Genomic DNA, 24,675 nt, shown 5'->3' with positions numbered 1-24,675 from the left:
GGAGAAAGGTACGAGGCCGCAGCCCCGTACCTTGGCGAGAGTGTTTAGAGCGCGGCGATCTTCTGCCGTTGCTCGGCCAGCTTGGCCAGGGCCTGTTCGGCCTCGGCGAGCTTGGCGCGTTCCTTCTCGATCACGTCGGCCGGGGCCTTGGCGACGAAGCCTTCGTTGGACAGCTTGCCGCCGACGCGCTTGACCTCGCCTTCCAGACGCTGGATCTCCTTGTCCAGGCGCCCCAGTTCGGCGCTCTTGTCGATCAGGCCGGCCATCGGCACCAATACTTCCATGTCGCCGACCAGGGCGGTGGCGGACATCGGCGCTTCCTCGCCGGCTTCCAGCACGCGGATGCTTTCCAGCTTGGCCAGTTTCATCAGCAGCGGCTCGTTGTCGGCCAGGCGGCGGTGGTCGCTGGGCGAGGCGTTCCTGAGGATGATGTCGATGCGCTTGGCCATGGAGATGTTCATCTCGCCGCGGATCTGCCGTACGCCGAGCATCAGCGCCTTGACCCACTCGATGTCGCCTTCGGCGGCGGCGTCGATCCTGCCTTCGTCGGCCACCGGCCAGGGTTGCAGCATCAGGGTCGGACCTTCCTTGCCGGCCTGGCCCTTGATGCGCTGCCAGATTTCCTCGGTGATGAACGGCATGAACGGGTGCGCCAGGCGCAGGGCCGTCTCCAGCACGCGGATCAGGGTGCGACGAGTGCCGCGCTGGCGCTCGATGGGGGCGTTCTCGTCCCACAGCACCGGCTTGACCAGCTCCAGGTACCAGGCGCAGTACTCGTCCCAGATGAACTCATAGAGGGCCTGGGCGGCCAGGTCGAAGCGGAAGGCGTCGAGCTGGCGGGTGACTTCCTGCTCGGTGCGCTGCAACTGGGAGATGATCCAGCGGTCGACCGAGGACAGCTCGACCGGCTCGCCGTTGACCCCGGTGTCCTGGCCATCGGTGTTCTCGATGACGAAGTTGGCGGCGTTCCAGATCTTGTTGCAGAAGTTGCGGAAGCCTTCGACGCGGCCCATGTCGAACTTGATGTCGCGGCCGGTGGAGGCCAGCGAGCAGAAGGTGAAGCGCAGGGCGTCGGTGCCGTAGCTGGCGATGCCTTCGGGGAATTCGGCGCGGGTCTGCTTGGCGATCTTCTCCGCCAGCTTCGGCTGCATCATGCCGCTGGTGCGCTTTTGCAGCAGGGTATCGAGGTCGATGCCGTCGACGATGTCCAGCGGGTCGAGCACGTTGCCCTTGGACTTGGACATCTTCTGGCCCTGGCCGTCGCGCACCAGGCCGTGGACATAGACGGTCTTGAACGGGATCTGCGGGGTGCCGTCGGGGTTCTTCACCAGGTGCATGGTGAGCATGATCATCCGCGCGACCCAGAAGAAGATGATGTCGAAGCCGGTGACCAGTACGTCGGTGGGGTGGAAGGTCTTGAGGAACTCGGTCTGCTGCGGCCAGCCGAGGGTGGAGAAGGTCCACAGGCCGGAGCTGAACCAGGTGTCGAGAACGTCTTCGTCCTGACGCAACTCGACCTCGTTGCCGAGCTTGTGCTTGGTGCGCACCTCGACCTCGTCGCGGCCGACGTAGACGTTGCCGGCCTCGTCGTACCAGGCCGGGATGCGGTGGCCCCACCAGAGCTGGCGGCTGATGCACCAGTCCTGGATGTCGCGCATCCAGGAGAAGTACATGTTCTCGTACTGCTTGGGCACGAACTGGATACGGCCGTCTTCCACGGCGGCGATGGCGTCTTCGGCCAGCGGCTTGGTGCTGACGTACCACTGGTCGGTCAGCCAGGGCTCGATGACGGTGCCGGAGCGGTCGCCCTTCGGTACTTTCAGCGCGTGGTCGTCGACCTTCTCGAGCAAGCCCATGGCCTCGAACTCGGCGACGATGGCCTTGCGCGCGGCGAAGCGGTCCATGCCGGCGTAGCTCTGCGGCAGGCTGGGGTCGAGGTTCGGATTGACGCTGCCGTCGAGGTGGAACACCTGGGCCTGGGCCAGCACCGCGGCGTTCTTGTCGAAGATGTTGATCAGCGGCAGGTCGTGGCGCTTGCCCACTTCGTAGTCGTTGAAGTCGTGGGCCGGGGTGATCTTCACGCAGCCGGTGCCGAATTCGCGGTCGACGTACTCGTCGGCGATGATCGGGATGTGCCGGCCGACGATCGGCAGTTCGGCGAACTGGCCGATCAGCCTGGCGTAGCGTTCGTCTTCCGGGTGCACCGCGACCGCGGCGTCGCCCAGCAGGGTTTCCGGACGGGTGGTGGCGACCACCAGGTAATCCAGGCCTTCGCTGGTCTTCGCGCCGTTCACCAGCGGGTAGCGCAGGTGCCAGAGGTGGCCCTTCTCGTCGTGGTTTTCCACTTCCAGGTCGGAAATCGCGGTGTGCAGCTTGGTGTCCCAGTTCACCAGGCGCTTGCCGCGGTAGATCAGGCCGTCTTCATGCAGGCGCACGAAGGCTTCCTTGACCGCTTCGGAGAGGCCGTCGTCCATGGTGAAGCGCTCGCGCGACCAGTCCACCGAGGAACCCAGGCGACGAATCTGCCGGGTGATGTTGCCGCCGGACTGTTCCTTCCATTCCCAGACCTTCTCCAAGAACTTCTCCCGGCCGAGGTCGTGGCGGCTCACGCCCTGGGCGCCGAGCTGGCGCTCCACCACCATCTGGGTGGCGATGCCTGCGTGATCGGTGCCCGGCTGCCACAGGGTGTTGCGGCCCTGCATGCGGCGGTAGCGGATCAGCGCGTCCATGATCGCGTTGTTGAAGCCATGGCCCATGTGCAGGCTGCCGGTCACGTTCGGCGGCGGGATCATGATGGTATAGGGCTGGCCTTCGCCGCTCGGAGCGAAGTAGTCGTTGGACTCCCAGGTCTCGTACCAGGAAGTCTCGATGGCGTGCGGCTGGTAAGTCTTGTCCATGCGAAAGGGGACCAAAGCTGAATATGGCTGGGGAAAATGCGAAGAAAGTCCGGGAGTATAGCGGGGATGGCGGCCCGGGGGTAAGGCCGCGGGCCGCGGCGGACGCCCGCCGCGTCCGGATCAGCCGTTGCGTTGGCCGAGCAGGCGACCCAGGCGGGCTTGCAGGCGGCGGCGCAGTTCGGCTTCGATCTGCGGGGCGAAGTCGTCGATGACTTCCTGCAGGATCAGTTCGGCGGAGGCTCGCAACTCGTCGTCCAGGCGCTCCTGTTCGGCGGGCGCGAGCCTCTCCGTGATGGATGCCGCGGCCTGCGGCTCTGGCGCGCGCGGGGCGGTACCGGGGGAGACGACGTCGGAGAGCAGGGGAATGTTGTCCGGCTCGAAGGATTCGGTCAGCAAGGGCGGCTCGTTGCGTTCGTAGAGCAGGTCGTGGATCGACTCCAGATCATCGAGCAACTGCTCCGGGGGTTGTGTCGGTTTGTGGCTGTCCATGGTCGTGCACTTCAGATACGCGGCAGGCGATGGTCCTGTAGAGGATAGCCCTGCTCCCGGTAGAAGCGGAATTTATCCCGTGCCGCCTGGCGGATCGCCGGCTCCTCGACCACCAGTTCGGCCACCCGCGAAAAGTTCGGGACGAAGCCGGGGGCCTCGAGGGTCAGGTTGATCAGCAGGTCGCTGTGGTTCCCCGGGGCTTCGCCCAGGCCCAGGGCGACGGGCGCCTCGGCGTCTTCCTCGGCCAGGCTGTGAGGAATGAAGGCCTCGCCGCGAAAGCTCCACAGGCGGCCGTCCAACTCGCTGCGCTGCGCCTCGTCGGCGCAATGCAGGTAGACCCGCATGCCTTGCCGCCAGGCCTTCTCGGCCAGGCGGCAGGCGACCTGCAGGCGCGCCGACGGATCGGCGCTGGGGATCACATAGAAATCGACCCGGGTCACTTGGCCCGTTCCAGCAGGTACTGGGTCAACAGCGGAACCGGGCGGCCGGTGGCGCCTTTGTCCTTGCCGCCGCTGATCCAGGCGGTGCCGGCGATGTCCAGGTGCGCCCAGTGGTATTTCTTGGCGAAGCGCGAGAGGAAGCAGCCGGCGGTGATGGTGCCGGCCTTCGGCCCGCCGATGTTGGCGATGTCGGCGAACGGGCTGTCCAGCTGTTCCTGGTATTCGTCGAACAGCGGCAATTGCCAGGCGCGGTCGTCGGCGAACTCGCCGGCCTTGAGCAGTTGCCTGACCAGCGCTTCGTTGTTGCCCATAAGGCCCGAGGTGTTGCTGCCCAGGGCGACGATGCAGGCGCCGGTGAGGGTGGCGATGTCGATCACCGACTGCGGCTTGAAGCGCTCGGCATAGGTCAGTGCGTCGCATAGCACCAGGCGCCCTTCGGCGTCGGTGTTGAGGATCTCGACGGTCTGCCCGCTCATGGTGGTGACGATGTCGCCCGGACGGGTGGCTCCGCCGCTGGGCATGTTCTCGGCGCAGGCGAGCAGGCCGACCAGGTTGATCGGCAACTGCAGTTCGAGCACCGCGCGGAAGGTGCCGAAGACGCTGGCGGCGCCGCACATGTCGAACTTCATCTCGTCCATGCCCAGGCCCGGCTTGAGGCTGATGCCGCCGGTGTCGAAGGTGATGCCCTTGCCGACCAGCACGTGTGGGGCCTGGTCCTTCTTCGCGCCGTTGTATTGCAGGACGATCAGCCGTGGCGGCTGGTCGCTGCCCTGGGCGACGGCGAGGAACGAGCCCATTCCCAGCTCGCGCAGTTTCTTCTCGTCGAGGACCTCGACCTTCAGGCCCTTGAACTCCTTGGCCAGGCCCTTGGCCTGCTCGCCGAGGAACGTCGGATGGCAGACGTTCGGCGGCAGGTTGCCGAGGTCGCGGGTCAGGGCCATGCCATTGGCGATGGCCTGGGCTTCCCTGCTGCCCTGCTCGACGGCGGCGCTGTCGGCCTTGTCGGCGAGCAGGGTCAGCTTCTTCAGTTTCAGCGGCTCGGCTTTCTGGCTCTTGTAGCGATCGAACACGTACAGGCCATCGGCCAGGGTTTCCACCAGCAGACGCGCCTTCGCATGGGCATCGCGGCCTTTCACCGCGAGATCGCCGAGGGCCAGCGCGGCGTCGGCGCCGGCCAGGCCCTTGAGGGTCGACAGCACGGCGGAGGCCAGCTTGCGGTACTGGCGGTCGCCCAGTTCGCGCTCCTTGCCGGCGCCGACCAGCAGCACGCGCTCGGCCTTGAGATTGGGCAGGCTCTGCAGGAGCAGGGTCTGGCCGACCTTGCCGGCCAGGTCGCCACGCTTGAGCACTGCGCTGATGGCGCCGCCGGTGGCGTCGTCGACCGCCTTGGCGCTGGCGCCGAGCTTGCGGCCTTCGCCTACGGCGAGCACCAGGGTGGCGGTTTTCAGGGTTTCCGGGCGTACGCTTTTAACAAGGAATTCCATGGAAGAGGTCCCCAATACAGACAGTCGGGATGGCGCAAGGGGCGGCATCCGTTAGCGGTAAGCGATTGTTCCGAGCACGATTCGTCCCGAGGACTGACGGTCGCCGCCGGGGCGGTGACGCAGGCAGCGACAGCTTAGTCGTTGCGGCGGGGGTCGTTCCATGCCGAGGATGGCAACCGAGGTTCTACAGCGCCGGAGCCGGGTTGGCGGTGCCTCCCGGCCGTTGCCGCACATGGTCGCACAACTGCGGCGTGTCTGGCACGACTGTGTACGCATGGGAACCCGCGGCCATGCCGCGTCCCTATAATGAACGTTTCGTTCCGCAGGAGTCGCACCGTGCCCGCCAGCAAACCAGTCGCGGATCCCGCCAGGAGTACCGATCCGCGCGATTACCAGCGAGTCGGCCGGCCGCTCGGGGTCATGGCCAAGACCTTCCCGGCGGGTTTCGTGGTCGCCGAGCACCGGCACGAGCGGGCGCAGTTGATCCATGCCCTGTCGGGCGTGATCGAACTGCATGTCGGTCGCACGCTGTGGCTGGTCCCGCCGCAGCGCGCGGTATGGATGCCGGCGGGGATGGCGCACGCGATGCTGGCGCGCGGCGAGGTCCGCTTGCACACCGTCTATGTCCGGCCGCAGTCCTGCCCGCCGGAATTCCCCCGGGGGCCGCGCGGAGTGATGGTCAGCCCATTGTTGCGCGAGTTGATCGTGCGCGCCGCCGGCCTGCCGTTGTTGTACGACGAGCGCGGCCGGGAGGGGCGGTTGATGGCGGTGCTGCTGGACGAACTGGAGTGGTCGCGGGAACAGCCCCTGGCCTTGCCCGACCCCGCGGACCGACGCCTGGGAAGAATCTGCCAGGCGCTGCTGGAGAACCCCGCCGACCCTCGCGGGCTGGAGGAGTGGGCGCGCTGCGTGGGGGCGTCCTCGCGGACCCTGGCACGGCTGTTTCTCTCCGAACTGGGAGTGACCTTCGTCCATTGGCGCCACCAGGTGCGCCTGGCCGCCGCGCTGCCACGCCTGGCGGCCGGCGAAGCGGTGGCGCGGATCGCCGTGGATCTCGGCTACCAGACGCCCAGTGCATTCAGTGCCATGTTCCGACGCCTGACCGGGAGCACGCCGAGCCGCTACTTCGCCTTGTCCGATTCGGCGTAGCCTTCGTCCGTTGGCGGACGGCGCCGACGCGGCAGGACTCCTATGCTGGGCCCGTTTCCAGACGACTGCCCCGGGAGGCAAGCATGCAACGACTGAACGTGGAATTCCGCTCCGAGGGTGTCGCCCTGCGCGGCTGGCTGTATTTGCCGGAGGCGCGTGCCGAGCGGCCGGCGATCGTCATGACGCACGGTTTTTCCGGGGTGAAGGAGCAGTACCTGGACCGTTACGCCGAGGTATTCGCCGCAGCCGGCTTCGTCGTGCTCCTCTACGATCACCCGAACTTCGGCGACAGCGACGGCGAACCGCGCCAGGAAATCGATCCGGTGATGCAGCGCCGCGGCTATCGCGACGCGATCACCTGGTTGGGTGCCCAGGCCCGGGTCGACGCCAGCCGCATCGGCATCTGGGGAACCAGCTACAGCGGCGGACATGTGCTGGAGGTGGCCGCACTGGATCGGCGGGTGAAATGCGTGGTGGCGCAGGTGCCGACCGTCAGCGGCCATGCCTCGGCGTTGCGCCGGACCCGCGCCGAGCAGTTGCCGGCATTGCTGGCAAGCTTCGACGCGGACCGCCAGCGGCGTTTCGAGGGCTTGCCGCCGGCGCTGTTGCCGGCGGTCGCCGCGAGCCCCGACGAGCCTTGCGCGATGGCCGGCGCGGACGCCCACCGGTTCTTCACCGACAGCGCGGCGCTGGCGCCGAACTGGTGCAACCGGGTGACCCTGCGTAGCGCCGAGCTGGCGCGAGAGAACGAGCCGGGCATTCACATTGGGCGGATCAGCCCCACGCCGCTGCTGATGATCGTTGCCGACCGGGACCTGCTTACGCCCACGGACCTTTGCCTGGAGGCCTACCAGCGGGCATTGCCGCCCAAGCGGCTGCTGATGCTCGCCGGCGGCCATTTCACGCCGTACATCGAGCATTTCGACGCCACCAGCCAGGCCGCGGCAGACTGGTTCGTCCGTCATCTCGGAGAGCGAGGCGAGCAGCCAGCGACAGTCGTTGAATAAATCGGCAAGCGCTGAACGAGCGTTCGCCTCGACGGTCTATCGGGCTCTTGGTTCGGCCTGCGCAGTGACAGGCCCGCCGAATCGCAGGATAATGCCGGCTATTTTCTCCGCGCCATGCCGCCATGGCCGGAAACGCGTGATGACGGGGCCGACGGGCCCCGTCAGAGCCTGGCAACCCAGGAGTGTCCGGATTGATCGTTTTCCGTTATTTGTCCCGTGAAGTGCTGGTCACCATGAGCGCCGTCAGCGCCGTGCTGCTGGTGATCATCATGAGTGGCCGTTTCATCAAGTATCTGGCGCAAGCGGCGCAGGGGTTGCTCGACCCCGGTTCGCTGTTCCTGATCATGGCGTTCCGGATTCCCGGCTTCCTGCAGCTGATCCTGCCGCTTGGCCTGTTCCTCGGCATCTTGCTGGCCTACGGGCGGCTCTACCTGGAAAGCGAGATGACCGTGCTCTCGGCGACCGGCATGAGCCAGAAGCGCCTGCTCGGCTACACCATGGCGCCGGCGCTGCTGGTGGCGATCCTGGTGGCCTGGCTGAGCCTGTTCCTGGCGCCCCAGGGCATCAACCAGTTCGCCCTGCTGCTGAACAAGCAGGATACCCTGACCGAGTTCGACACCCTGGTCCCGGGGCGTTTCCAGGCGATGCGCGACGGAACCCGGGTGACCTATACCGAGGAACTGTCGAAGGATCGCGGCGAACTGGCCGGCATCTTCATCTCGCAGAAGGACCTCAACAGCAGCAACCAGGAACGCGGCATCTCCATCCTGGTGGCGGAGAAGGGCACCCAGAGCATCCAGGCGGATGGCAGCCGCTACCTGATCCTGCACAACGGCTACCGCTACGACGGTAATCCCGGGCAGGCCAACTACCGGGCGATCCAGTACGACACCTATGGCGTGATGCTGCCCAAGCCCGAGGCCAGCAGCGAGGTGAGCGAGCGTGACGCGGTGCCCACCGCCGACCTGTTCGGCAGCCAGAACCCACGCTACCAGGCCGAATTGCAGTGGCGCCTGTCGACACCGCTGCTGGTGTTCGTGGTGACCCTGCTGGCGGTGCCGCTGTCGCGGGTCAACCCACGCCAGGGGCGCTTCCTCAAGCTGCTGCCGGCCATCCTTCTTTATATGGGCTACCTGGCCCTGCTGATCGCTGTCCGTGGCCAGCTGGACAAAGGCAAGATCCCCATGGCCATCGGCCTGTGGTGGGTCCACGGGCTATTCCTGGCGATCGGTCTTCTTCTGTTCTATTGGGAACCCTTGCGCCTGAAGCTGGCGTCCTCCCGTGCCGGTCGCGAGGTGGCGCATGGTTAAGCTCGATCGTTACATCGGTGTCACCGTCTTCGTCGCGATCCTCGCGGTGCTCGGGGTGATCCTCGGCCTGGCGCTGCTGTTCGCCTTCATCGACGAACTCAACGACATCAGCGCCAGCTACGGCATCGGCGACGCCCTGCGCTTCATCTTCCTCACCGCGCCACGGCGCGCCTACGACATGCTGCCGATGGCGGCGCTGATCGGCTGCCTGGTCGGCCTCGGCACCCTGGCCAGCAACAGCGAACTGACCATCATGCGCGCGGCCGGGGTATCCCTGTCGCGGATCGTCTGGGCGGTGATGAAACCGATGCTGGTGCTGATGCTGGCCGGCATCCTGGTTGGCGAATACGTCGCGCCCTGGACCGAGAACATCGCCCAGAGCGGCCGCGCCCTGGCCCAGGGCGGAGGCGATTCGCAAAGCTCCAAGCGCGGTCTGTGGCATCGCCAGGGGCGCGAGTACATCCACATCAACGCGGTGCAGCCCAATGGCGTGCTGTACGGCGTGACCCGCTACCGCTTCGACGAGCAGCGTGGCCTGGAATCGGCCAGTTTCGCCAAGCGCGCACGCTTCGAGACCGATCACTGGCAACTGGAAGAGGTCACCACCACCTTGCTGCATCCGAGGGAAAAGCGCTCCGAGGTGGTCAAGCTACCGACCGAACGCTGGGATGCCCAGCTCAGCCCGCAACTGCTGAACACTGTGGTGATGGAGCCCGAGGCGCTGTCTATCAGCGGTCTATGGCAGTACATCCACTATCTCGCCGACCAGGGCCTGAACAACAACCGCTACTGGCTGGCGTTCTGGACCAAGGTCCTGCAACCGCTGGTGACCGCAGCGCTGGTGCTGATGGCGATTTCCTTCATCTTCGGTCCGTTGCGCTCGGTGACCCTGGGCCAGCGGATCTTCACCGGCGTGCTGGTGGGCTTCGTCTTCCGCATCGCCCAGGACCTGCTCGGTCCCTCCAGCCTGGTGTTCGACTTCCCACCGCTGCTGGCGGTGGTGATCCCCGCCTCGATCTGCGCACTGGCGGGTGTCTGGCTGCTCCGCCGGGCGGGCTGACAGGCCCGCCAGGCCGGGTATGAAAAAAGGCCACCTTCGGGTGGCCTTTGTATTTCCTTTTCGCGTCGGGCGGGGATCCAGCGGCCTGGTCGCCGGCGCGACGAAGGCGGAAACAGCGCGTTCTGCGGACCTGTTTCGCTCACTTCTTGTGAGTATTCTTCGGCAGCCTGACCACCTGGCTCTCCGAATAGCGGTCGTGCCAGGTACGCTTGTCCTTGTCCCAGAGCATCCAGAGGAAGCCGAGGCCGAGGCACAGCCAGGAGGCGATGGCGATCATGAAGCGCAGCAGCGCCTGGAGCAGGCTGATGGCGCTGCCGTCGCGGTTCTGCACGCGCAGGCCCCAGACCTGCATGCCCAGGGTCTGGCCGTTGTGGGTCCAGAACTTGGCGAAGAAGCCGAACAGGGCGAACACCAGCAGGGTCGAGAGCAGCGGGTCGCCGATCAGCGCGCCGCGGTCGGCCAGTTCGCGCAGGTGGTCGCTGCCGTAGATCAGTCGAAGGATGCCTTGCTGGTAGACCAGGGTGACCACCATCATCAGCGCCACGCAGAGCAGAAAGTCGTAGAACATCGCCGCCAGGCGGCGGACCAGACCGGCAGGGGCATAGTCGCCCTGGGGAGAAAGCATGTGTTTCGGCATCGGCGTGTTCCGTGCGGGGCAAAGCCGGGGATTATACGTCCATCCGCAGCTTGCGCCGCCCACCCGGGCAACGCTTTTCCCCGGCTGTTCTAGTCTTTGCGCAGACCCCAATCATTACGAGTCTTTTCTATGCCGATTCCGGTGAAGCGAGCCAGGAGAAAGGCGCTCCGGCTGTCGTTGTCCGTGCTGGTCGGGGTGATGCCGATCGTCCTGGGGCTGCTCATCCTCTACTGGCAGGCCGAGCGAAGCCTCCAGGAGACGTCGGAGCAGGCAGCCGGGAATGCGGTGCGGCAGTTCGAGCGAATGCTCGACAACGCCGCGCTCGCCGCGCGCAAGGTCATGCCGGTGGCGGGGCGCCCCTGCCACGAGGCGGAACTGGCTCTGCGCGAGCAGGTGGCGACCATGCCGTTCGTACGCTCGGTCAACCTGACCCGCGACAATACGATCTATTGCACCTCGTTGTTTGGCGGCTTCGACGAGCCGGTGCGGATCGAGAACTATGTCGACGGACGCCTCTGGCTGATGCCCGGCAACCAGGTCACGCCCGACGCCGCGCTGCTGGTCCTGCGCGATTCGGACGATCGGCGCGGGGTAGTCTCGGCGATCGATGGGCGCTACCTCAGCTATGTGCTGGACCTGGTCGACCGGCATAGTCGCCAGGTACTGGTGGTCGGCCGCAACTGGCTGGATGCCGAAGGACGCACCCACAGCGATGCGCCGCCTGTCTACGAGGTTGCCGCCGAGGAACTCGCTTCGCAGCGTTATCCGTTGCGTGTGCTGTCGGGCTTCCCCGAGGGTGAGGAGTGGCGATCGATCCGCTCGCAGAACCCGGCGATGTTCGGCCTGCTACTGTTCTTCGGGCTGCTGGCCGGCACTCTTTGCTACTGGCTATCCAGGCGGGTCGTCTCGCCCAGCAGCGAACTGCGCCGGGCCCTGGAGGCCAACGAGTTCATTCCCTACTACCAGCCGCTGAGTCCCGGCCAGGGCGGAAGCTGGATCGGCGTCGAGGTGCTCATGCGCTGGCGTCATCCGCGCGAGGGACTGATCCGGCCCGACCTGTTCATACCCTTCGCCGAGCGCTCGGGACTGATCGTACCGATGACGCGCGCGCTGATGCGCCAGGTCGCGGAAGACCTGGGCGGGCATGCCGGGAAGCTGGAGCCGGGCTTCCACATCGGTTTCAACATCAGCGCCACCCATTGCCACGAACTGGCGCTGGTGGACGACTGCCGCGAGCTGTTGGCGGCGTTTCCGCCCGGGCACATCACCCTGGTCCTGGAGCTGACCGAGCGCGAGCTGATCGAGTCGAGCGAAGTCACCGACCGCCTGTTCGACGAGCTGCATGCCCTGGGAGTGAAGATCGCCATCGACGATTTCGGCACCGGACATTCCAGCCTGGCCTACCTGCGCAAGTTCCAGGTGGACTGCCTGAAGATCGACCAGAGCTTCGTCGCCCGCATCGGCATCGATACCCTCTCCGGGCATATTCTCGACAGCATCGTCGAGCTGTCCGCCAAGCTCGACCTGGATATCGTCGCCGAAGGCGTGGAGACTCCCGAGCAGCGCGACTACCTGGCCGCCCGCGGGGTGGATTACCTGCAGGGTTACCTGATCGGCCGGCCGATGCCGCTGGAGAGTCTGCTTTCCAGCCTGACCGTGCAGGAAAAGCAGGAGGCTTCCGTCGTCGCATTGCCGACGGATCGAGGCTAGCGGCTGAAAGTCCCGCGCGAGGGGCAAGCTGCCAGCTTATTCGTCACGGATGAGCAAAAGACCCCAGACCGAACAGATGCAAACCGCCCCTGGCGCGACAAGAAGCCCGCATCCGCGGGGCTTCTTTTTGGCGTCGGCTGTGGTAGATTTTTTTTCGCCGAGCTGGGAAGACAGCAGCTCGGGTAAAAGGCAGCGTCTCGACTCCAGCGCTGCCTTTTTTTATTTGCAGGCCGGATCAGCCAGATCGCGGACAACAAAAAACCGGCGCGAAGGCCGGTTTCTCTGCTGTCCTGGGCTCCCCTGGAAACGCTTGGGAAGTCAGGATGGTGCCTCGGGAGAGACTCGAACTCTCACTCTGTCGCCAGAAACGGATTTTGAATCCGCCGCGTCTACCGATTCCGCCACCGAGGCAATGGCGGCGCAGTATAGGGAGGCGCCTACCGTTGGTCAATCGGGTTCGTGGCGGGGAAAACACATTTCCGGTAAGCTACGCGGCCTTTCGAGAGTCTCCCCATGCGTGTCGCCGATTTTCATTTCGACTTGCCCGAGGCCCTGATCGCCCGTCATCCCCTGCCTGAACGCCGCGCAAGCCGCCTGTTGGCGCTGGATGGCCCGACGGGAACCCTCGCCCACCGACAATTCGCCGATCTCCTGGACTACCTGCGTCCGGGCGACCTGATGGTGTTCAACAATACCCGGGTGATCCCGGCGCGCCTGTTCGGCCAGAAGGAGTCCGGCGGCAAGCTGGAAGTCCTGGTCGAACGTGTGCTCGACCAGCACCGGGTGCTTGCCCACATACGCGCCAGCAAGGCGCCCAGGCCCGGTACGCGGATCCTCGTCGAAGGCGGTGGCAGCGCGGAGATGCTGCAACGCCACGACGCCCTGTTCGAACTGGCGTTCGCCGAACCCGTGCTGCCTTTGCTGGAGCGGGTCGGGCACATGCCGTTGCCGCCCTATATCGACCGACCGGACGATGCGGCCGACCGCGAGCGCTACCAGACCGTCTACGCCCAGCGCGCCGGTGCGGTGGCGGCCCCGACTGCCGGGTTGCACTTCGACGAGGCGCTGCTCGAGGCGATCCGCGCGAAGGGGGTGGATACCGCCTTCGTTACCCTGCATGTCGGCGCCGGTACCTTCCAGCCGGTGCGTGTCGAGCGTATCGAGGACCATGTGATGCACCGCGAATGGCTGGAGGTCGGCCAGGACGTGGTGGACGCGGTTTCCGCCTGCCGGGCCCGCGGCGGCCGGGTAGTCGCCGTCGGCACCACCAGCGTGCGCTCGCTGGAAAGCGCGGCACGCGACGGTGAGCTGAAGCCCTTCAGCGGCGACACCGACATCTTCATCTACCCGGGCCGGCCGTTCCATGTGGTCGATGCCCTGGTCACCAACTTCCACCTGCCTGAATCCACCCTGCTGATGCTGGTCTCGGCCTTCGCCGGCTACCCGGAGACCATGGCCGCCTACGCCGCGGCGGTGGCGCAGGGCTATCGCTTCTTCAGTTACGGTGATGCCATGTTCATCACCCGCAATCCCGCGCCCCGCGGACCCGAGGACTGATCCATGAGCTTCATGAACTTCGAGCTGCTGGCGACCGACGGCAAGGCCCGTCGCGGCCGCCTGACCTTCCCCCGCGGCGTGGTCGAGACCCCGGCCTTCATGCCGGTGGGCACCTACGGCACGGTGAAGGGCATGTTGCCGCGCGACATCGAGGACATCGGCGCGCAGATCATCCTCGGCAACACCTTCCATCTCTGGTTGCGCCCGGGCACCGAGGTGATCCAGCGCCACGGCGACCTGCACGACTTCATGCAGTGGAAAGGCCCGATCCTCACCGATTCCGGCGGTTTCCAGGTGTTCAGCCTGGGAGCCATGCGCAAGATCAAGGAGGAGGGCGTGACCTTCGCCTCGCCGGTGGACGGCGCCAAGGTCTTCATGGGGCCGGAGGAGTCCATGGCGGTGCAACGCGCCCTGGGTTCGGACATCGTGATGATCTTCGACGAATGCACGCCTTACCCGGCCGACCACGACGTCGCCAAGCGCTCCATGGAGCTGTCGCTGCGCTGGGCCAAGCGCTCGAAGATCGCCCATGGCGATAGCCCGTCGGCGCTGTTCGGCATCGTCCAGGGCGGTATGCACGAGGACCTGCGCCTGCGCTCGCTGGATGGCCTGCAGGAGATCGGCTTCGACGGCCTGGCCATCGGTGGCCTGTCGGTGGGCGAGCCGAAGGAAGAGATGATCCGCGTGCTCGATTTCCTGCCGCCGCAGATGCCGGCCGACAAGCCGCGCTACCTGATGGGCGTGGGCAAGCCGGAAGACCTGGTGGAAGGCGTGCGCCGCGGCGTGGACATGTTCGACTGCGTGATGCCGACCCGCAATGCGCGCAACGGCCACCTGTTCGTCGACAGCGGGGTGATCAAGATCCGCAACTCGGTGCACAAGCACGACGACTCCACGCTCGACCCGACCTGCGACTGTTACACCTGCAAACATTTTTCCCGCGCCTATCTGCACCACTTGGACAAGTGCGGGGAAATGCTCGGTAGCATGCTCAATACCATCCACAACTTGCGGCATTATCAGCGGGTTATGGCTGGTTTGCGCGAGGCAATCCAACAGGGTACATTGGCCGCCTTTGTCGATGCCTTCTATGCCAAGCGCGGCCTTCCCACGCCGCCGCTGGATGCCTGACTTTCCTTTATCCAACTCTATTGCTTTGTGACAGGAGTGCTACATGAGCTTTCTAATTCCCGCTGCCTACGCCGACGCAGCCGCTCCGGCAGCCGCTGGCCCGGCCGGCACCGGTTTCGAGTGGGTCTTCCTGGTCGGTTTCCTGGTCATCTTCTACCTGATGATCTGGCGTCCCCAGGCCAAGCGCGCCAAGGAACACAAGAACCTGCTGGGCAACCTGCAAAAAGGTGACGAAGTCGTCACTTCCGGCGGTATCGCCGGCAAGGTGACCAAGGTCGCCGACGATTTCGTCGTCGTCGAGGTTTCCGACAACGTCGAGCTGAAGTTCCAGAAGGCCGCGATTGCCGCGACCCTGCCGAAAGGCACCCTGAAAGCGATCTGATTTTCACCTAAACACATGACGGGGCGCGCAAGGCGCCCCGCGTCATAACGGGCGGTGTCATGCTCAACAAGTATCCTCTGTGGAAATATCTGCTGATCCTGGCGGTCCTTGCCGTCGGGTTCATCTATTCCGCACCCAACCTCTACCCGGACGACCCGGCGGTGCAGATCAGCGGCGCCAGCACGGCGCTGCAGGTCACCCAGGCCGATGTCGACCGCGCTGCCAAGGCGCTGACCGACGCCGGTATCGCGGTGAAGGCCGACAGCCTGTCGAAGAAGGGCGGCCTGATCCGCCTGGTCAAGCAGGACGACCAGCTTCCCGCCAAGGAAGTGGTGCGCCGGACCCTGGGCGACGACTACGTGGTGGCGCTGAACCTGGCCCAGACCACTCCCGAGTGGCTGCGCAAGCTGGGCGGCAGCCCGATGAAGCTCGGCCTGGACCTGTCCGGCGGTGTGCACTTCCTGCTGGAAGTGGACATGGACAAGGCGGTCGATGCCCGCCTGAAGGTCTATGAAAGCGAAGTGAAGAGCCTGCTGCGCAAGGAGCGCGTGCGCTACCGCAGCCTGCCGATCCAGGATCGCGCGATCCAGCTCGGTTTCACCGACAGCGAATCCCTGGACAAGGCGCGCAGCCTGATCGCCAAGGACTTCCGCGATTTCGAGGTCGTGCCCGAAGAGCGCAACGGCCTGCAGGTCCTGCGCGTCGCCCTGACCCAGGCCAAGCTGGCGGAAATCCGCGAATACTCCATCAAGCAGAACCTCACCACCGTCCGCAACCGGGTCAACGAGCTGGGTGTATCCGAGCCGCTGGTGCAGCGCCAGGGCGCCAATCGTATCGTGGTCGAGCTACCGGGCGTGCAGGACACCGCGGAAGCCAAGCGGATCCTCGGCAAGACCGCCAACCTCGAATTCCGCCTGGCCGCCGAACCGGACGCCCTGAAGTCCGCCACCGAGACCTTCGAGTTCCGCGAGCCGCGCCGTCCGCCGGTGCCGCTGGAGCGCGGGGTGATCATCACCGGCGACCAGGTCACCGACGCCAGCGCCAGTTTCGACGAGAACGGCCGCCCGCAGGTGAACATCCGCCTGGATGGCCATGGCGGCGAGCTGATGAACCGCGCCACCCGCAACAACGTCGGCCGCAGCATGGCGGTGGTGTTCATCGAGCAGAAGCCGGTGACCCGCTACACCAAGCAGATGGTCGATGGCGTCGAGAAGGAGGTCGCGGTTCCGGCGTTCAAGGAAGAGAAGCAGATCATCAGCCTGGCGACCATCCAGTCGCCGCTGGGCAACCAGTTCCGCATCACCGGCCTCGACGGCCCGGGCGAGTCCTCCGAACTGGCCCTGCTGCTGCGTGCCGGCGGCCTGGCTGCGCCGATGTACTTCGCCGAAGAACGCACCATCGGCCCGAGCCTGGGGGCGGACAACATCGCCAAGGGTATCGATGCGTCGCTCTGGGGCATGGTCTTCGTATCGCTGTTCATCATCGTCATCTACCGTTTCTTCGGCGTGATCGCCACCGTTGCGCTGGCCTTCAACATGGTCATGCTGGTGGCGCTGATGTCGATCCTCGGCGCGACCCTGACCCTGCCGGGCATCGCCGGTATCGTGCTGACCATGGGCATGGCGGTGGACGCCAACGTGCTGATCTTCTCGCGGATACGCGAGGAGCTGGCCAACGGCATGTCGGTTCAGAGGGCGATCCACGAAGGCTTCAACCGTGCCTTCACCGCGATCCTCGACGCCAACCTGACCTCGCTGCTGGTCGGCGGCATCCTCTACGCCATGGGCACCGGCCCGGTGAAAGGATTTGCCGTGACCATGTCGCTCGGCATCATCACCTCGATGTTCACGGCCATCATGGTCACCCGCGCAATGGTCAACCTGATCTTCGGCGGGCGTGACTTCAAGAAGCTGTGGATCTAAGGGGACTGAGATGAATATCAAGATCGGTACCATCAACTTCATGGGCATTCGCAACATCGCGTTTGCCGTCACCCTGATCCTGACCGTCATCGCCCTGGGCAGCTGGTTCACCAAGGGCATCAACTTCGGCCTCGACTTCACCGGCGGTACGCTGATCGAGCTGACCTACGAGCAACCGGCCGATCTCGGCAAGGTGCGCGGCCAACTGGTCGGCGCCGGCTACGAGGACGCCGTGGTGCAGAGCTTCGGCGATGCCCGTGACGTGCTGGTGCGCATGCCCAGCGAGGACCCGGAGCTGGGCAAGAAGGTCGCCGCCGCCTTGCAGCAGGCCGATACCGGCAACCCGGCGAACCTGAAGCGGGTCGAGTACGTTGGTCCGCAGGTGGGTGAAGAACTGCGCGACCAGGGCGGCCTCGGCATGCTCCTGGCGCTGGGCGGCATCCTGCTGTACGTCGGCTTCCGCTTCCAGTGGAAGTTCGCCCTCGGCGCGATCCTCTCGCTGGTGCACGATGCGATCATCGTGATGGGCGTGCTGTCGTTCTTCCAGGTGACCTTCGACCTGACCGTCCTCGCCGCGGTGCTGGCGGTGGTCGGTTACTCGCTGAACGACACCATCGTGATCTTCGACCGGGTGCGCGAGAACTTCCGCGTACTGCGCAAGGCCAGTCTGATCGAGAACCTGAACATCTCCACCAGCCAGACTCTGTTGCGTACCATCGCCACCTCGGTCTCCACGCTGCTGGCCATCGCCGCGTTGCTGTTCTTCGGCGGCGACAACCTGTTCGGTTTCTCCATCGCCCTGTTCGTCGGTGTAATGGCGGGTACCTACTCGTCGATCTACATCGCCAACGTGGTGTTGATCTGGCTGAACCTGACCAGCGAGGACCTGATCCCGCCGCAGGCCAAGGACACCGTCGACGATCGCCCCTGAGGCGCTCTGGTTCGGCACTCCGGCGCCTGCCGGCCACTCGAGGACTCCCGCTTTTGGCGGGAGTTTTCGTATCTGCGCCAGCGAAACGTTTGTCGGGAGCCTGGAACTTGGCCGTTTCTGTCCAGTCCTAGGCAAGGCAAAGGGCGAACATAGCCCGCATTGGATGAAAGCCAGGAGGTACATGTGAACAAGTCGATGCTCGTCGGGGCCGTTCTGGGTGCCGTAGGCGTGACCGCAGGTGGCGCGGTAGCCACTTATAGCCTGGTGGATCGCGGTCCCGACTACGCCGAGGTCGTCGCTGTCCAGCCGGTCAAGGAAACCATCAAGACACCCCGCCAGGTCTGCAAGGACGTGGCCGTGACCCGCCAGCGTCCGGTCAAGGACCAGCACCAGATCGCCGGTACCGCCATCGGTGCGGTGGTCGGCGGCTTGCTGGGCAACCAGATCGGCGGCGGTACCGGCAAGAAGATCGCCACCGTGGCCGGCGCCGTCGGCGGCGGCTACGCCGGCAACAAGGTGCAGGAAGGCATGCAGGAGCGTGACACCTACACCACCACCGAAACCCGCTGCAGCACCGTGCACGACAGCAGCGAGAAGGTCGTTGGCTATGACGTGAAGTACATGCTCGACGGCAAGGCCGGGCAGATCCGCATGGAGCGCGATCCGGGCAGCCAGATCCCGGTCGACAAGAATGGCCGGCTGATTCTCAGCCAGGGCGAAACGCTGCGCTGAGCTTGACTGTCGCAATGATGCACAAGGGCGCCCACGGGCGCCCTTGTGCATTTTCATGTAGATGAAGAACCCGGCTCCAGGCCGGGTTCTTCGTCAGCGGCGGATCAGCGCTTCAGCGACGGCGGCAGGTGCGGTTGGATGGTGGTCAGCAGTGCCTTGAAGCACTTGGTGTTGCCGGCGACGATGTGACCCTTCTCGAGGAATTCATGGCTGCCGGTGAAGTCGCTCACCAGGCCGCCGGCTTCCTGTACCAGCAGGGCGCCTGCCGCCATGTCCCATTCGGACAGGCCGAATTCCCAGAAGGCGTCGTAGCGTCCGGCGGCGACGTAGGCCAGGTCCAGGCTGGCGGCGCCGGCGCGGCGGATGCCGGCGGTCTGGCCGACCAGGCTGCGGAACATGTTCAGGTAGTTGTCGAGATTGTCGATCTGGTTGTCGCGGAACGGGAACCCGGTGCCGAGCAGGGCGCCTTCCAGGCTCTTGCGGCCGCTGACGCGCAGGCGGCGACCGTTGAGGGCGGCGCCGCGGCCGCGGCTGGCGGTGAATTCTTCCTGGCGCACCGGGTCGAGGACCACGGCGTGCTCCAGGCGGCCCTTGTACTTGCAGGCGATGCTCACGGCGAAGTGCGGTACGCCATGGATGAAGTTGGTGGTGCCGTCCAGCGGATCGATCACCCAGAGGTAATCGGCGCCCTCGCCGCTGCCTTCGATGAAGCCGCCTTCCTCGCCCATGATCGCGTGAGTCGGATAGGCCTTGCGCAGCGCGGCGACGATGGTCTGCTCGGCGGCGCGATCGACTTCGGTCACGTAGTCCTTGGCATCCTTCTCGTTGACCGAGATGACATCCAGGCGTTCGATGGAGCGGAAAATCAGTTCACCGGCGCTGCGAGCGGCGCGCAGGGCGATATTCAGCATAGGCTGCATGGAGAGGTCACCTGGGTCGTTAAAGAAAGCCGGCCATTCTAGCAGAAACCGATGGCGTTTGAAGGGCGACCTGTCGGCCGCATGGTATAAAGCTGACCTCTGCTGTAGGATTTCACACCCTTCAGTAACTTGGCGTTGGAGAGCATCGGCGTTGCTCGACCGTATTCGTGTGGTGTTGGTCAACACCAGTCATCCCGGCAACATCGGCGGGGCGGCCCGTGCCATGAAGAACATGGGCCTGTCGCAACTGGTGCTGGTGCAGCCGGAAAGCTTTCCCCACGGCGACGCGGTGGCGCGGGCTTCCGGCGCCACCGACATCCTCGACGCCGCAAGGGTGGTGGGCACCCTGGAAGAGGCCCTGAGCGGCTGCAGCGTGGTGCTCGGCACCAGCGCCCGCGACCGGCGGATTCCCTGGCCGCTGCTGGATCCGCGCGAGTGCGCGACGACCTGCCTGGAGCACCTGGAGGCGAATGGCGAGGTGGCCCTGGTATTCGGACGCGAATATGCGGGTTTGACCAACGAAGAATTGCAGCGCTGCCAGTTCCATGTGCATATCCCCTCCGATCCCGAGTTCGGCTCGCTGAACCTGGCGGCCGCGGTCCAGGTGCTCACCTACGAGGTGCGCATGGCGTGGCTGGCGGCCCAGGGCAAGCCGACCAAGATGGAAAAGTTCGAGTCCACCTCGATGCTCAACACCGAGCTGGTGACGGCCGACGAGCTGGAACTCTATTACGCGCATCTGGAGAGGACGCTGATCGATATCGGCTTCCTCGATCCGGAGAAGCCGCGCCACCTGATGTCGCGGTTGCGGCGCCTGTATGGGCGCAGCTCGATCAGCAAGCTGGAAATGAATATCCTGCGCGGGATCCTGACCGAAACCCAGAAGGTGGCCCGAGGCCTGTCCTACAAGCGGAGTGACGACTGATGTTCGAACGTGTGCGTGAAGATATCCAAAGCGTATTCCACCGTGATCCGGCGGCTCGCAACGCACTCGAGGTCCTCACCTGTTATCCGGGCCTGCACGCCGTCTGGCTGCATCGGCTGGCCCACGGTTTGTGGACGTCCGGCTGGAAGTGGCTGGCGCGCCTGGTGTCCAATTTCGGCCGGTGGATGACCGGCATCGAGATCCACCCGGGGGCCAGGATCGGCCGGCGTTTCTTCATCGACCACGGCATGGGCATCGTCATCGGCGAAACCGCCGAGATCGGCGACGACGTCACCCTCTATCAGGGCGTTACCCTGGGCGGCACCACCTGGAACAAGGGCAAGCGCCACCCCACCCTGGGCAACAATGTAGTGGTCGGCGCCGGCGCCAAGGTGCTCGGCCCGTTCACCGTCGGCGATGGCGCCAAGGTCGGCTCCAACGCCGTGGTGACCAAGGAAGTCCCGCCGGGTGCCACCGTGGTCGGCATTCCCGGTCGCATCATCATGCGCGAGGACTCCGAGCAGCAGGCCAAGCGCCAGGCGATGGCGGAGAAGCTCGGCTTCGATGCCTATGGGGTCAGCCAGGACATGCCGGACCCGGTGGCGCGTGCCATTGGTCAGTTGCTCGATCATCTGCAAGCCGTCGACGGCCGGCTCGAGGGCATGTGCCAGGCGCTCACCGCCCTGGGTAGCGACTACTGTGCGAAGGACCTGCCGGTATTGCGCGAGGAAGATTTCGCCGGGGTCAAGGACGAGGATGGCAATCCGGCCGCGTAATGCGCGGCCGGCGGCTTTCTGCTAGTATATAGCGCCCTGAATTTGCCTAATCCCGAGTAATTTGATCGGTCTTATAGTTGACCTAATTACTCGGATAAGAGCATAATCCGCGTCAACCCCGAATGATCCCGATGGGAAAAGCCCATGCGTCTGACCACCAAAGGCCGCTACGCCGTAACCGCCATGCTCGACCTGGCGCTGCATGCTCAGCAAGGTCCGGTCTCGCTGGCCGATATCTCCGAACGCCAAGGCATTTCCCTGTCCTATCTCGAACAGCTGTTCGCCAAGTTGCGCCGTGGCAACCTGGTGACCAGCGTGCGCGGCCCGGGCGGCGGCTACCAACTGTCCCGCCATATGTCGGGCATCCACGTGGCGCAGGTGATCGACGCGGTCAACGAATCCGTCGACGCGACCCGCTGCCAGGGGCAGGGCGATTGCCACTCCGGCGATACCTGTCTGACCCACCACCTGTGGTGCGACCTCAGTTTGCAGATCCATGAGTTCCTCAGCGGCATCAGCCTGGCCGATCTGGTCAGCCGCCAGGAGGTCCAGGAGGTCGCACTGCGCCAGGACGAACGCCGTTGCTCAGGCAAGACGCCTCGTCTCGACAAGATTGAAGCGTCCGCCATCGACTGAGCAGGGCGCCAGCCTGTAGGAGTTACCTGATGAAATTGCCGATCTACCTCGATTACTCCGCGACCACTCCCGTCGATCCCCGCGTCGCCCAGAAAATGAGCGAATGCCTGCTGATGGACGGCAACTTCGGCAACCCGGCTTCGCGTTCCCACGTGTTCGGCTGGAAAGCCGAGGAAGCCGTGGAGAACGCCCGTCGCCAGGTGGCCGAACTGGTCAACGCCGATCCCCGCGAGATCGTCTGGACCTCCGGCGCCACCGAGTCCGACAACCTGGCGATCAAGGGCGTCGCGCACTTCTACTCGGGCAAGGGCAAGCACATCATCACCTCGAAGATCGAGCACAAGGCGGTCCTCGACACCTGCCGCCAACTGGAGCGCGAAGGTTTCGAAGTGACCTACCTGGAGCCGGGCGAAGATGGCCTGATCACGCCGGCACTGGTCGAGGCGGCGCTGCGTGACGACACCATCCTGGTCTCGGTCATGCACGTGAACAACGAGATCGGCACCGTCAACGACATCGCCGCCATCGGCGAGCTGACCCGCTCCCGCGGCGTGCTGTTCCACGTCGACGCCGCACAGTCGACCGGCAAGGTCGAGATCGACCTGGACAAGCTCAAGGTCGACCTGATGTCCTTCTCCGCGCACAAGACCTACGGCCCGAAAGGCATTGGCGCGCTCTACGTCCGGCGCAAGCCGCGCGTCCGCATCGAGGGTCAGATGCACGGCGGCGGCCATGAGCGCGGCATGCGTTCCGGTACCCTGGCCACCCACCAGATCGTCGGCATGGGCGAGGCGTTCCGCATCGCCAAGGAAGAAATGGCCCAGGAGAACGCCCGCGTGCTGGCGCTCCGCGACCGCTTCTTCGCGCAGATCGATGGCCTGGAAGAGCTCTACATCAACGGCAGCATGACCTCCCGCGTCCCGCACAACCTCAACGTCAGCTTCAACTACGTCGAGGGCGAGTCGCTGATCATGGCGCTCAAGGACCTCGCGGTCTCCTCCGGTTCGGCCTGTACCTCGGCGTCCCTGGAACCGTCCTACGTATTGCGCGCCCTGGGCCGCAACGACGAACTGGCGCATAGCTCCATCCGCTTCACCTTCGGTCGCTTCACCACCGAGGAAGAGATCGACTATGCCGCGAAGAAGGTGGTCGAGGCCGTTTCCAAGCTGCGCGAACTGTCGCCGCTGTGGGATATGTACAAAGAGGGCGTCGACCTGTCCCAGGTCGAATGGCAGGCGCACTGAGCGCCTCGTGCCCCGGAAAAACGTGAGGATTAGCCATGGCATATAGCGAAAAGGTCATCGACCACTACGAAAACCCGCGCAACGTCGGCAAGCTCGACGCTGCCGATCCCAACGTCGGCACCGGTATGGTCGGCGCGCCGGCCTGCGGCGACGTGATGCGCCTGCAGATCAAGGTCAACGAGCAGGGCGTGATCGAAGACGCCAAGTTCAAGACCTACGGTTGCGGTTCCGCGATCGCCTCCAGCTCCCTCGCCACCGAGTGGATGAAGGGCAAGACCCTGGACGAGGCCGAAACCATCAAGAACACCACCATCGCCGAAGAGCTGGCCCTGCCGCCGGTGAAGATCCACTGCTCCGTTCTCGCCGAAGACGCCATCAAGGCCGCCGTTCGCGACTACAAGCAGAAGAAGGGTTTGCTCTAAGTCGCTCGTGACGAGTAAGGAGTTGCAATGGCCATCAGCATGACCGAAGCCGCCGCCAAACACGTGCAGCGCTCCCTCGAGGGGCGCGGCAAGGGCGAGGGTATCCGTCTTGGCGTGCGCACCACTGGCTGTTCCGGGCTTGCCTATGTCCTCGAATTCGTCGATGAACTGGCGGCCGAGGATCTGGTCTTCGAGAGCCATGGCGTGAAGGTCATCATCGACCCGAAAAGCCTGGTCTATCTCGATGGCACCGAGCTGGACTTCACTCGCGAAGGGCTCAACGAAGGCTTCAAGTTCAACAACCCCAACGTTCGTGGCGAATGCGGCTGCGGCGAAAGCTTCAACGTCTGAGGCCGGCGTGGGTAAACCCTGTCATTTCGCCCAGTTCGACCTGCAACCGGCTTTCCTGGTCGATCTCGACGAGCTCGGTCAACGCTATCGCGAGTTGGTGCGCAGCGTCCATCCCGACCGTTTCGCCGACGCTCCCGAGCGCGAGCAGCGTCTCGCCCTGGAGCGCGCGGCGCAACTGAACGAGGCCTACCAGACCCTGAAGAGCGCTCCGCGCCGGGCCCTGTACCTGTTGACCCTGAGTGGTCACGAGTTGCCCTTGGAGGCTACGGTGCAGGATCCGGAGTTTCTCCTGCAGCAGATGCAGCTGCGCGAGGAGCTGGAGGAGTTGCAGGACAGCGCCGACCTGGCCGGCGTGGCGACTTTCAAGCGTCGGCTCAAGGCCGCCCAGGCCGAGCTGGAGCGCGAGTTCGCCGCGTGCTGGGACGATGCGCAGCGCCGCGAAGAGGCCGAACGCCTGGTCCGTCGCATGCAGTTCCTCGACAAGCTCGCGCAGGAAGTGCGCCAGCTGGAAGAGCGACTCGACGATTAATCCCTGTGGCCCCCGGGCCGCACCCCATAGTTAA

24 protein-coding genes and 1 tRNA gene are annotated in these 24,675 nt (G+C 65.1%); 18 read left to right on the top strand and 7 right to left on the bottom strand.

Translation table 11 applies throughout. From position 1 onward, the window contains the following. Positions 1 to 44: 44 nt before the first annotated feature. The 4 genes from HMPREF2886_RS27145 to HMPREF2886_RS27130 all read right to left on the bottom strand — a co-directional run bounded on the left by HMPREF2886_RS27145 (position 45) and on the right by HMPREF2886_RS27130 (position 5,310). The gene (locus HMPREF2886_RS27145) at positions 45 to 2,897 is read right to left on the bottom strand and encodes a valine--tRNA ligase (protein WP_033975810.1); all 2,853 of its coding nucleotides are present in this window, start codon (positions 2,895 to 2,897) and stop codon (positions 45 to 47) included. A gap of 120 nt (positions 2,898 to 3,017) precedes the next feature. Further along, a complete protein-coding gene (locus HMPREF2886_RS27140; RefSeq protein ID WP_043547775.1) occupies positions 3,018 to 3,386 on the bottom strand; it encodes a hypothetical protein in 369 nt (122 codons plus the stop codon). Between the two features lie 11 nt (positions 3,387 to 3,397). Beyond that, on the bottom strand, positions 3,398 to 3,826 hold the full coding sequence (holC, locus tag HMPREF2886_RS27135) for a DNA polymerase III subunit chi (RefSeq protein WP_033974159.1): 429 nt from the start codon (positions 3,824 to 3,826) through the stop codon (positions 3,398 to 3,400). Next, a complete protein-coding gene (locus HMPREF2886_RS27130; protein ID WP_057388928.1) occupies positions 3,823 to 5,310 on the bottom strand; it encodes a leucyl aminopeptidase in 1,488 nt (495 codons plus the stop codon). Before HMPREF2886_RS27130 ends, holC begins: the two co-directional genes overlap by 4 nt. A 336-nt stretch (positions 5,311 to 5,646) precedes the next feature. Between HMPREF2886_RS27130 and HMPREF2886_RS27125 the strand changes: the two genes are divergently transcribed. The 4 genes from HMPREF2886_RS27125 (at position 5,647) to lptG (ending at position 9,836) form a co-directional block, all read left to right on the top strand. After that, on the top strand, positions 5,647 to 6,459 hold the full coding sequence (locus tag HMPREF2886_RS27125) for an AraC family transcriptional regulator (RefSeq protein WP_033975805.1): 813 nt from the start codon (positions 5,647 to 5,649) through the stop codon (positions 6,457 to 6,459). Between the two features lie 83 nt (positions 6,460 to 6,542). Then, positions 6,543 to 7,466 carry an alpha/beta hydrolase gene (locus tag HMPREF2886_RS27120; protein ID WP_039027510.1) on the top strand — a complete coding sequence of 308 codons (924 nt, stop codon included), beginning with the start codon at positions 6,543 to 6,545 and terminating at the stop codon, positions 7,464 to 7,466. A 191-nt stretch (positions 7,467 to 7,657) separates the two neighbouring features. Continuing rightward, entirely contained in the window at positions 7,658 to 8,776 is a 1,119-nt protein-coding gene (lptF, locus tag HMPREF2886_RS27115; protein ID WP_033974166.1) for an LPS export ABC transporter permease LptF, read from the top strand. Further along, entirely contained in the window at positions 8,769 to 9,836 is a 1,068-nt protein-coding gene (gene lptG, locus HMPREF2886_RS27110; RefSeq protein WP_003092863.1) for an LPS export ABC transporter permease LptG, read from the top strand. The genes lptF and lptG overlap by 8 nt, the downstream gene beginning before the upstream one ends. A 139-nt stretch (positions 9,837 to 9,975) precedes the next feature. Here the strand turns inward: lptG and HMPREF2886_RS27105 are convergent, their stop codons facing one another. Next, positions 9,976 to 10,473 carry an RDD family protein gene (locus tag HMPREF2886_RS27105; RefSeq protein WP_003110924.1) on the bottom strand — a complete coding sequence of 166 codons (498 nt, stop codon included), beginning with the start codon at positions 10,471 to 10,473 and terminating at the stop codon, positions 9,976 to 9,978. A 129-nt stretch (positions 10,474 to 10,602) separates the two neighbouring features. Between HMPREF2886_RS27105 and HMPREF2886_RS27100 the strand changes: the two genes are divergently transcribed. Further along, entirely contained in the window at positions 10,603 to 12,183 is a 1,581-nt protein-coding gene (locus tag HMPREF2886_RS27100) for an EAL domain-containing protein (RefSeq protein ID WP_033975798.1), read from the top strand. A 324-nt stretch (positions 12,184 to 12,507) separates the two neighbouring features. On the opposite strand, the gene HMPREF2886_RS27095 is transcribed toward HMPREF2886_RS27100, so the two are convergent. Continuing rightward, positions 12,508 to 12,594, bottom strand: a tRNA-Leu gene (locus HMPREF2886_RS27095). A gap of 102 nt (positions 12,595 to 12,696) precedes the next feature. On the opposite strand from HMPREF2886_RS27095, the gene queA reads away from it, so the two are divergent. From queA to HMPREF2886_RS27065, 6 genes are all read left to right on the top strand, one after another. Continuing rightward, on the top strand, positions 12,697 to 13,740 hold the full coding sequence (queA, locus tag HMPREF2886_RS27090; protein WP_033975796.1) for a tRNA preQ1(34) S-adenosylmethionine ribosyltransferase-isomerase QueA: 1,044 nt from the start codon (positions 12,697 to 12,699) through the stop codon (positions 13,738 to 13,740). 12 nt (positions 13,741 to 13,752) lie between these two features. Further along, positions 13,753 to 14,871: a tRNA guanosine(34) transglycosylase Tgt gene (gene tgt / locus HMPREF2886_RS27085; RefSeq protein ID WP_003100607.1), complete on the top strand. Its 1,119-nt coding sequence runs from the start codon at positions 13,753 to 13,755 to the stop codon at positions 14,869 to 14,871. A 43-nt stretch (positions 14,872 to 14,914) separates the two neighbouring features. Further along, complete coding sequence (yajC, locus tag HMPREF2886_RS27080) at positions 14,915 to 15,253, top strand: preprotein translocase subunit YajC (protein ID WP_003092856.1); 339 nt, start codon at positions 14,915 to 14,917, stop codon at positions 15,251 to 15,253. A 59-nt stretch (positions 15,254 to 15,312) separates the two neighbouring features. Beyond that, on the top strand, positions 15,313 to 17,175 hold the full coding sequence (gene secD / locus HMPREF2886_RS27075) for a protein translocase subunit SecD (RefSeq protein WP_033975794.1): 1,863 nt from the start codon (positions 15,313 to 15,315) through the stop codon (positions 17,173 to 17,175). Between the two features lie 10 nt (positions 17,176 to 17,185). Continuing rightward, a complete protein-coding gene (gene secF / locus HMPREF2886_RS27070; RefSeq protein ID WP_024915479.1) occupies positions 17,186 to 18,106 on the top strand; it encodes a protein translocase subunit SecF in 921 nt (306 codons plus the stop codon). Between the two features lie 183 nt (positions 18,107 to 18,289). Continuing rightward, the gene (locus tag HMPREF2886_RS27065; protein WP_003092848.1) at positions 18,290 to 18,838 is read left to right on the top strand and encodes a glycine zipper 2TM domain-containing protein; all 549 of its coding nucleotides are present in this window, start codon (positions 18,290 to 18,292) and stop codon (positions 18,836 to 18,838) included. Positions 18,839 to 18,942: 104 nt separating this feature from the next. Here HMPREF2886_RS27065 and suhB read toward each other — a convergent pair whose 3' ends face one another. Then, the gene (gene suhB, locus HMPREF2886_RS27060) at positions 18,943 to 19,758 is read right to left on the bottom strand and encodes a type III secretion system regulator SuhB (RefSeq protein WP_003092845.1); all 816 of its coding nucleotides are present in this window, start codon (positions 19,756 to 19,758) and stop codon (positions 18,943 to 18,945) included. 151 nt (positions 19,759 to 19,909) lie between these two features. Between suhB and trmJ the strand changes: the two genes are divergently transcribed. From trmJ to hscB, 7 genes are all read left to right on the top strand, one after another. Then, entirely contained in the window at positions 19,910 to 20,683 is a 774-nt protein-coding gene (gene trmJ, locus HMPREF2886_RS27055; protein ID WP_070748722.1) for a tRNA (cytosine(32)/uridine(32)-2'-O)-methyltransferase TrmJ, read from the top strand. Then, a complete protein-coding gene (gene cysE / locus HMPREF2886_RS27050; protein ID WP_070748720.1) occupies positions 20,683 to 21,459 on the top strand; it encodes a serine O-acetyltransferase in 777 nt (258 codons plus the stop codon). The genes trmJ and cysE overlap by 1 nt, the downstream gene beginning before the upstream one ends. Before the next feature lie 144 nt (positions 21,460 to 21,603). Beyond that, positions 21,604 to 22,095 carry a Fe-S cluster assembly transcriptional regulator IscR gene (gene iscR, locus HMPREF2886_RS27045; RefSeq protein WP_003092836.1) on the top strand — a complete coding sequence of 164 codons (492 nt, stop codon included), beginning with the start codon at positions 21,604 to 21,606 and terminating at the stop codon, positions 22,093 to 22,095. Between the two features lie 29 nt (positions 22,096 to 22,124). Further along, positions 22,125 to 23,339, top strand: coding sequence for an IscS subfamily cysteine desulfurase (locus tag HMPREF2886_RS27040; protein ID WP_003092832.1), 1,215 nt, complete (start codon positions 22,125 to 22,127; stop codon positions 23,337 to 23,339). Between the two features lie 35 nt (positions 23,340 to 23,374). Continuing rightward, on the top strand, positions 23,375 to 23,761 hold the full coding sequence (iscU, locus tag HMPREF2886_RS27035) for a Fe-S cluster assembly scaffold IscU (RefSeq protein ID WP_003092829.1): 387 nt from the start codon (positions 23,375 to 23,377) through the stop codon (positions 23,759 to 23,761). A 27-nt stretch (positions 23,762 to 23,788) separates the two neighbouring features. Further along, positions 23,789 to 24,112 carry an iron-sulfur cluster assembly protein IscA gene (iscA, locus tag HMPREF2886_RS27030; RefSeq protein WP_003100617.1) on the top strand — a complete coding sequence of 108 codons (324 nt, stop codon included), beginning with the start codon at positions 23,789 to 23,791 and terminating at the stop codon, positions 24,110 to 24,112. Between the two features lie 7 nt (positions 24,113 to 24,119). After that, positions 24,120 to 24,641 (top strand): co-chaperone HscB, encoded by a 522-nt coding sequence (hscB, locus tag HMPREF2886_RS27025; protein WP_003092824.1) that lies wholly within the window; start codon positions 24,120 to 24,122, stop codon positions 24,639 to 24,641. Positions 24,642 to 24,675 lie beyond the last annotated feature (34 nt).

This window comes from Pseudomonas sp. HMSC066A08 (assembly GCF_001813025.1).
Lineage (GTDB): Bacteria > Pseudomonadota > Gammaproteobacteria > Pseudomonadales > Pseudomonadaceae > Pseudomonas > Pseudomonas aeruginosa.
The sequence above is the reverse complement of the archived record's forward strand: the minus strand, read 5'-3'. Positions and strand labels throughout refer to the sequence as shown.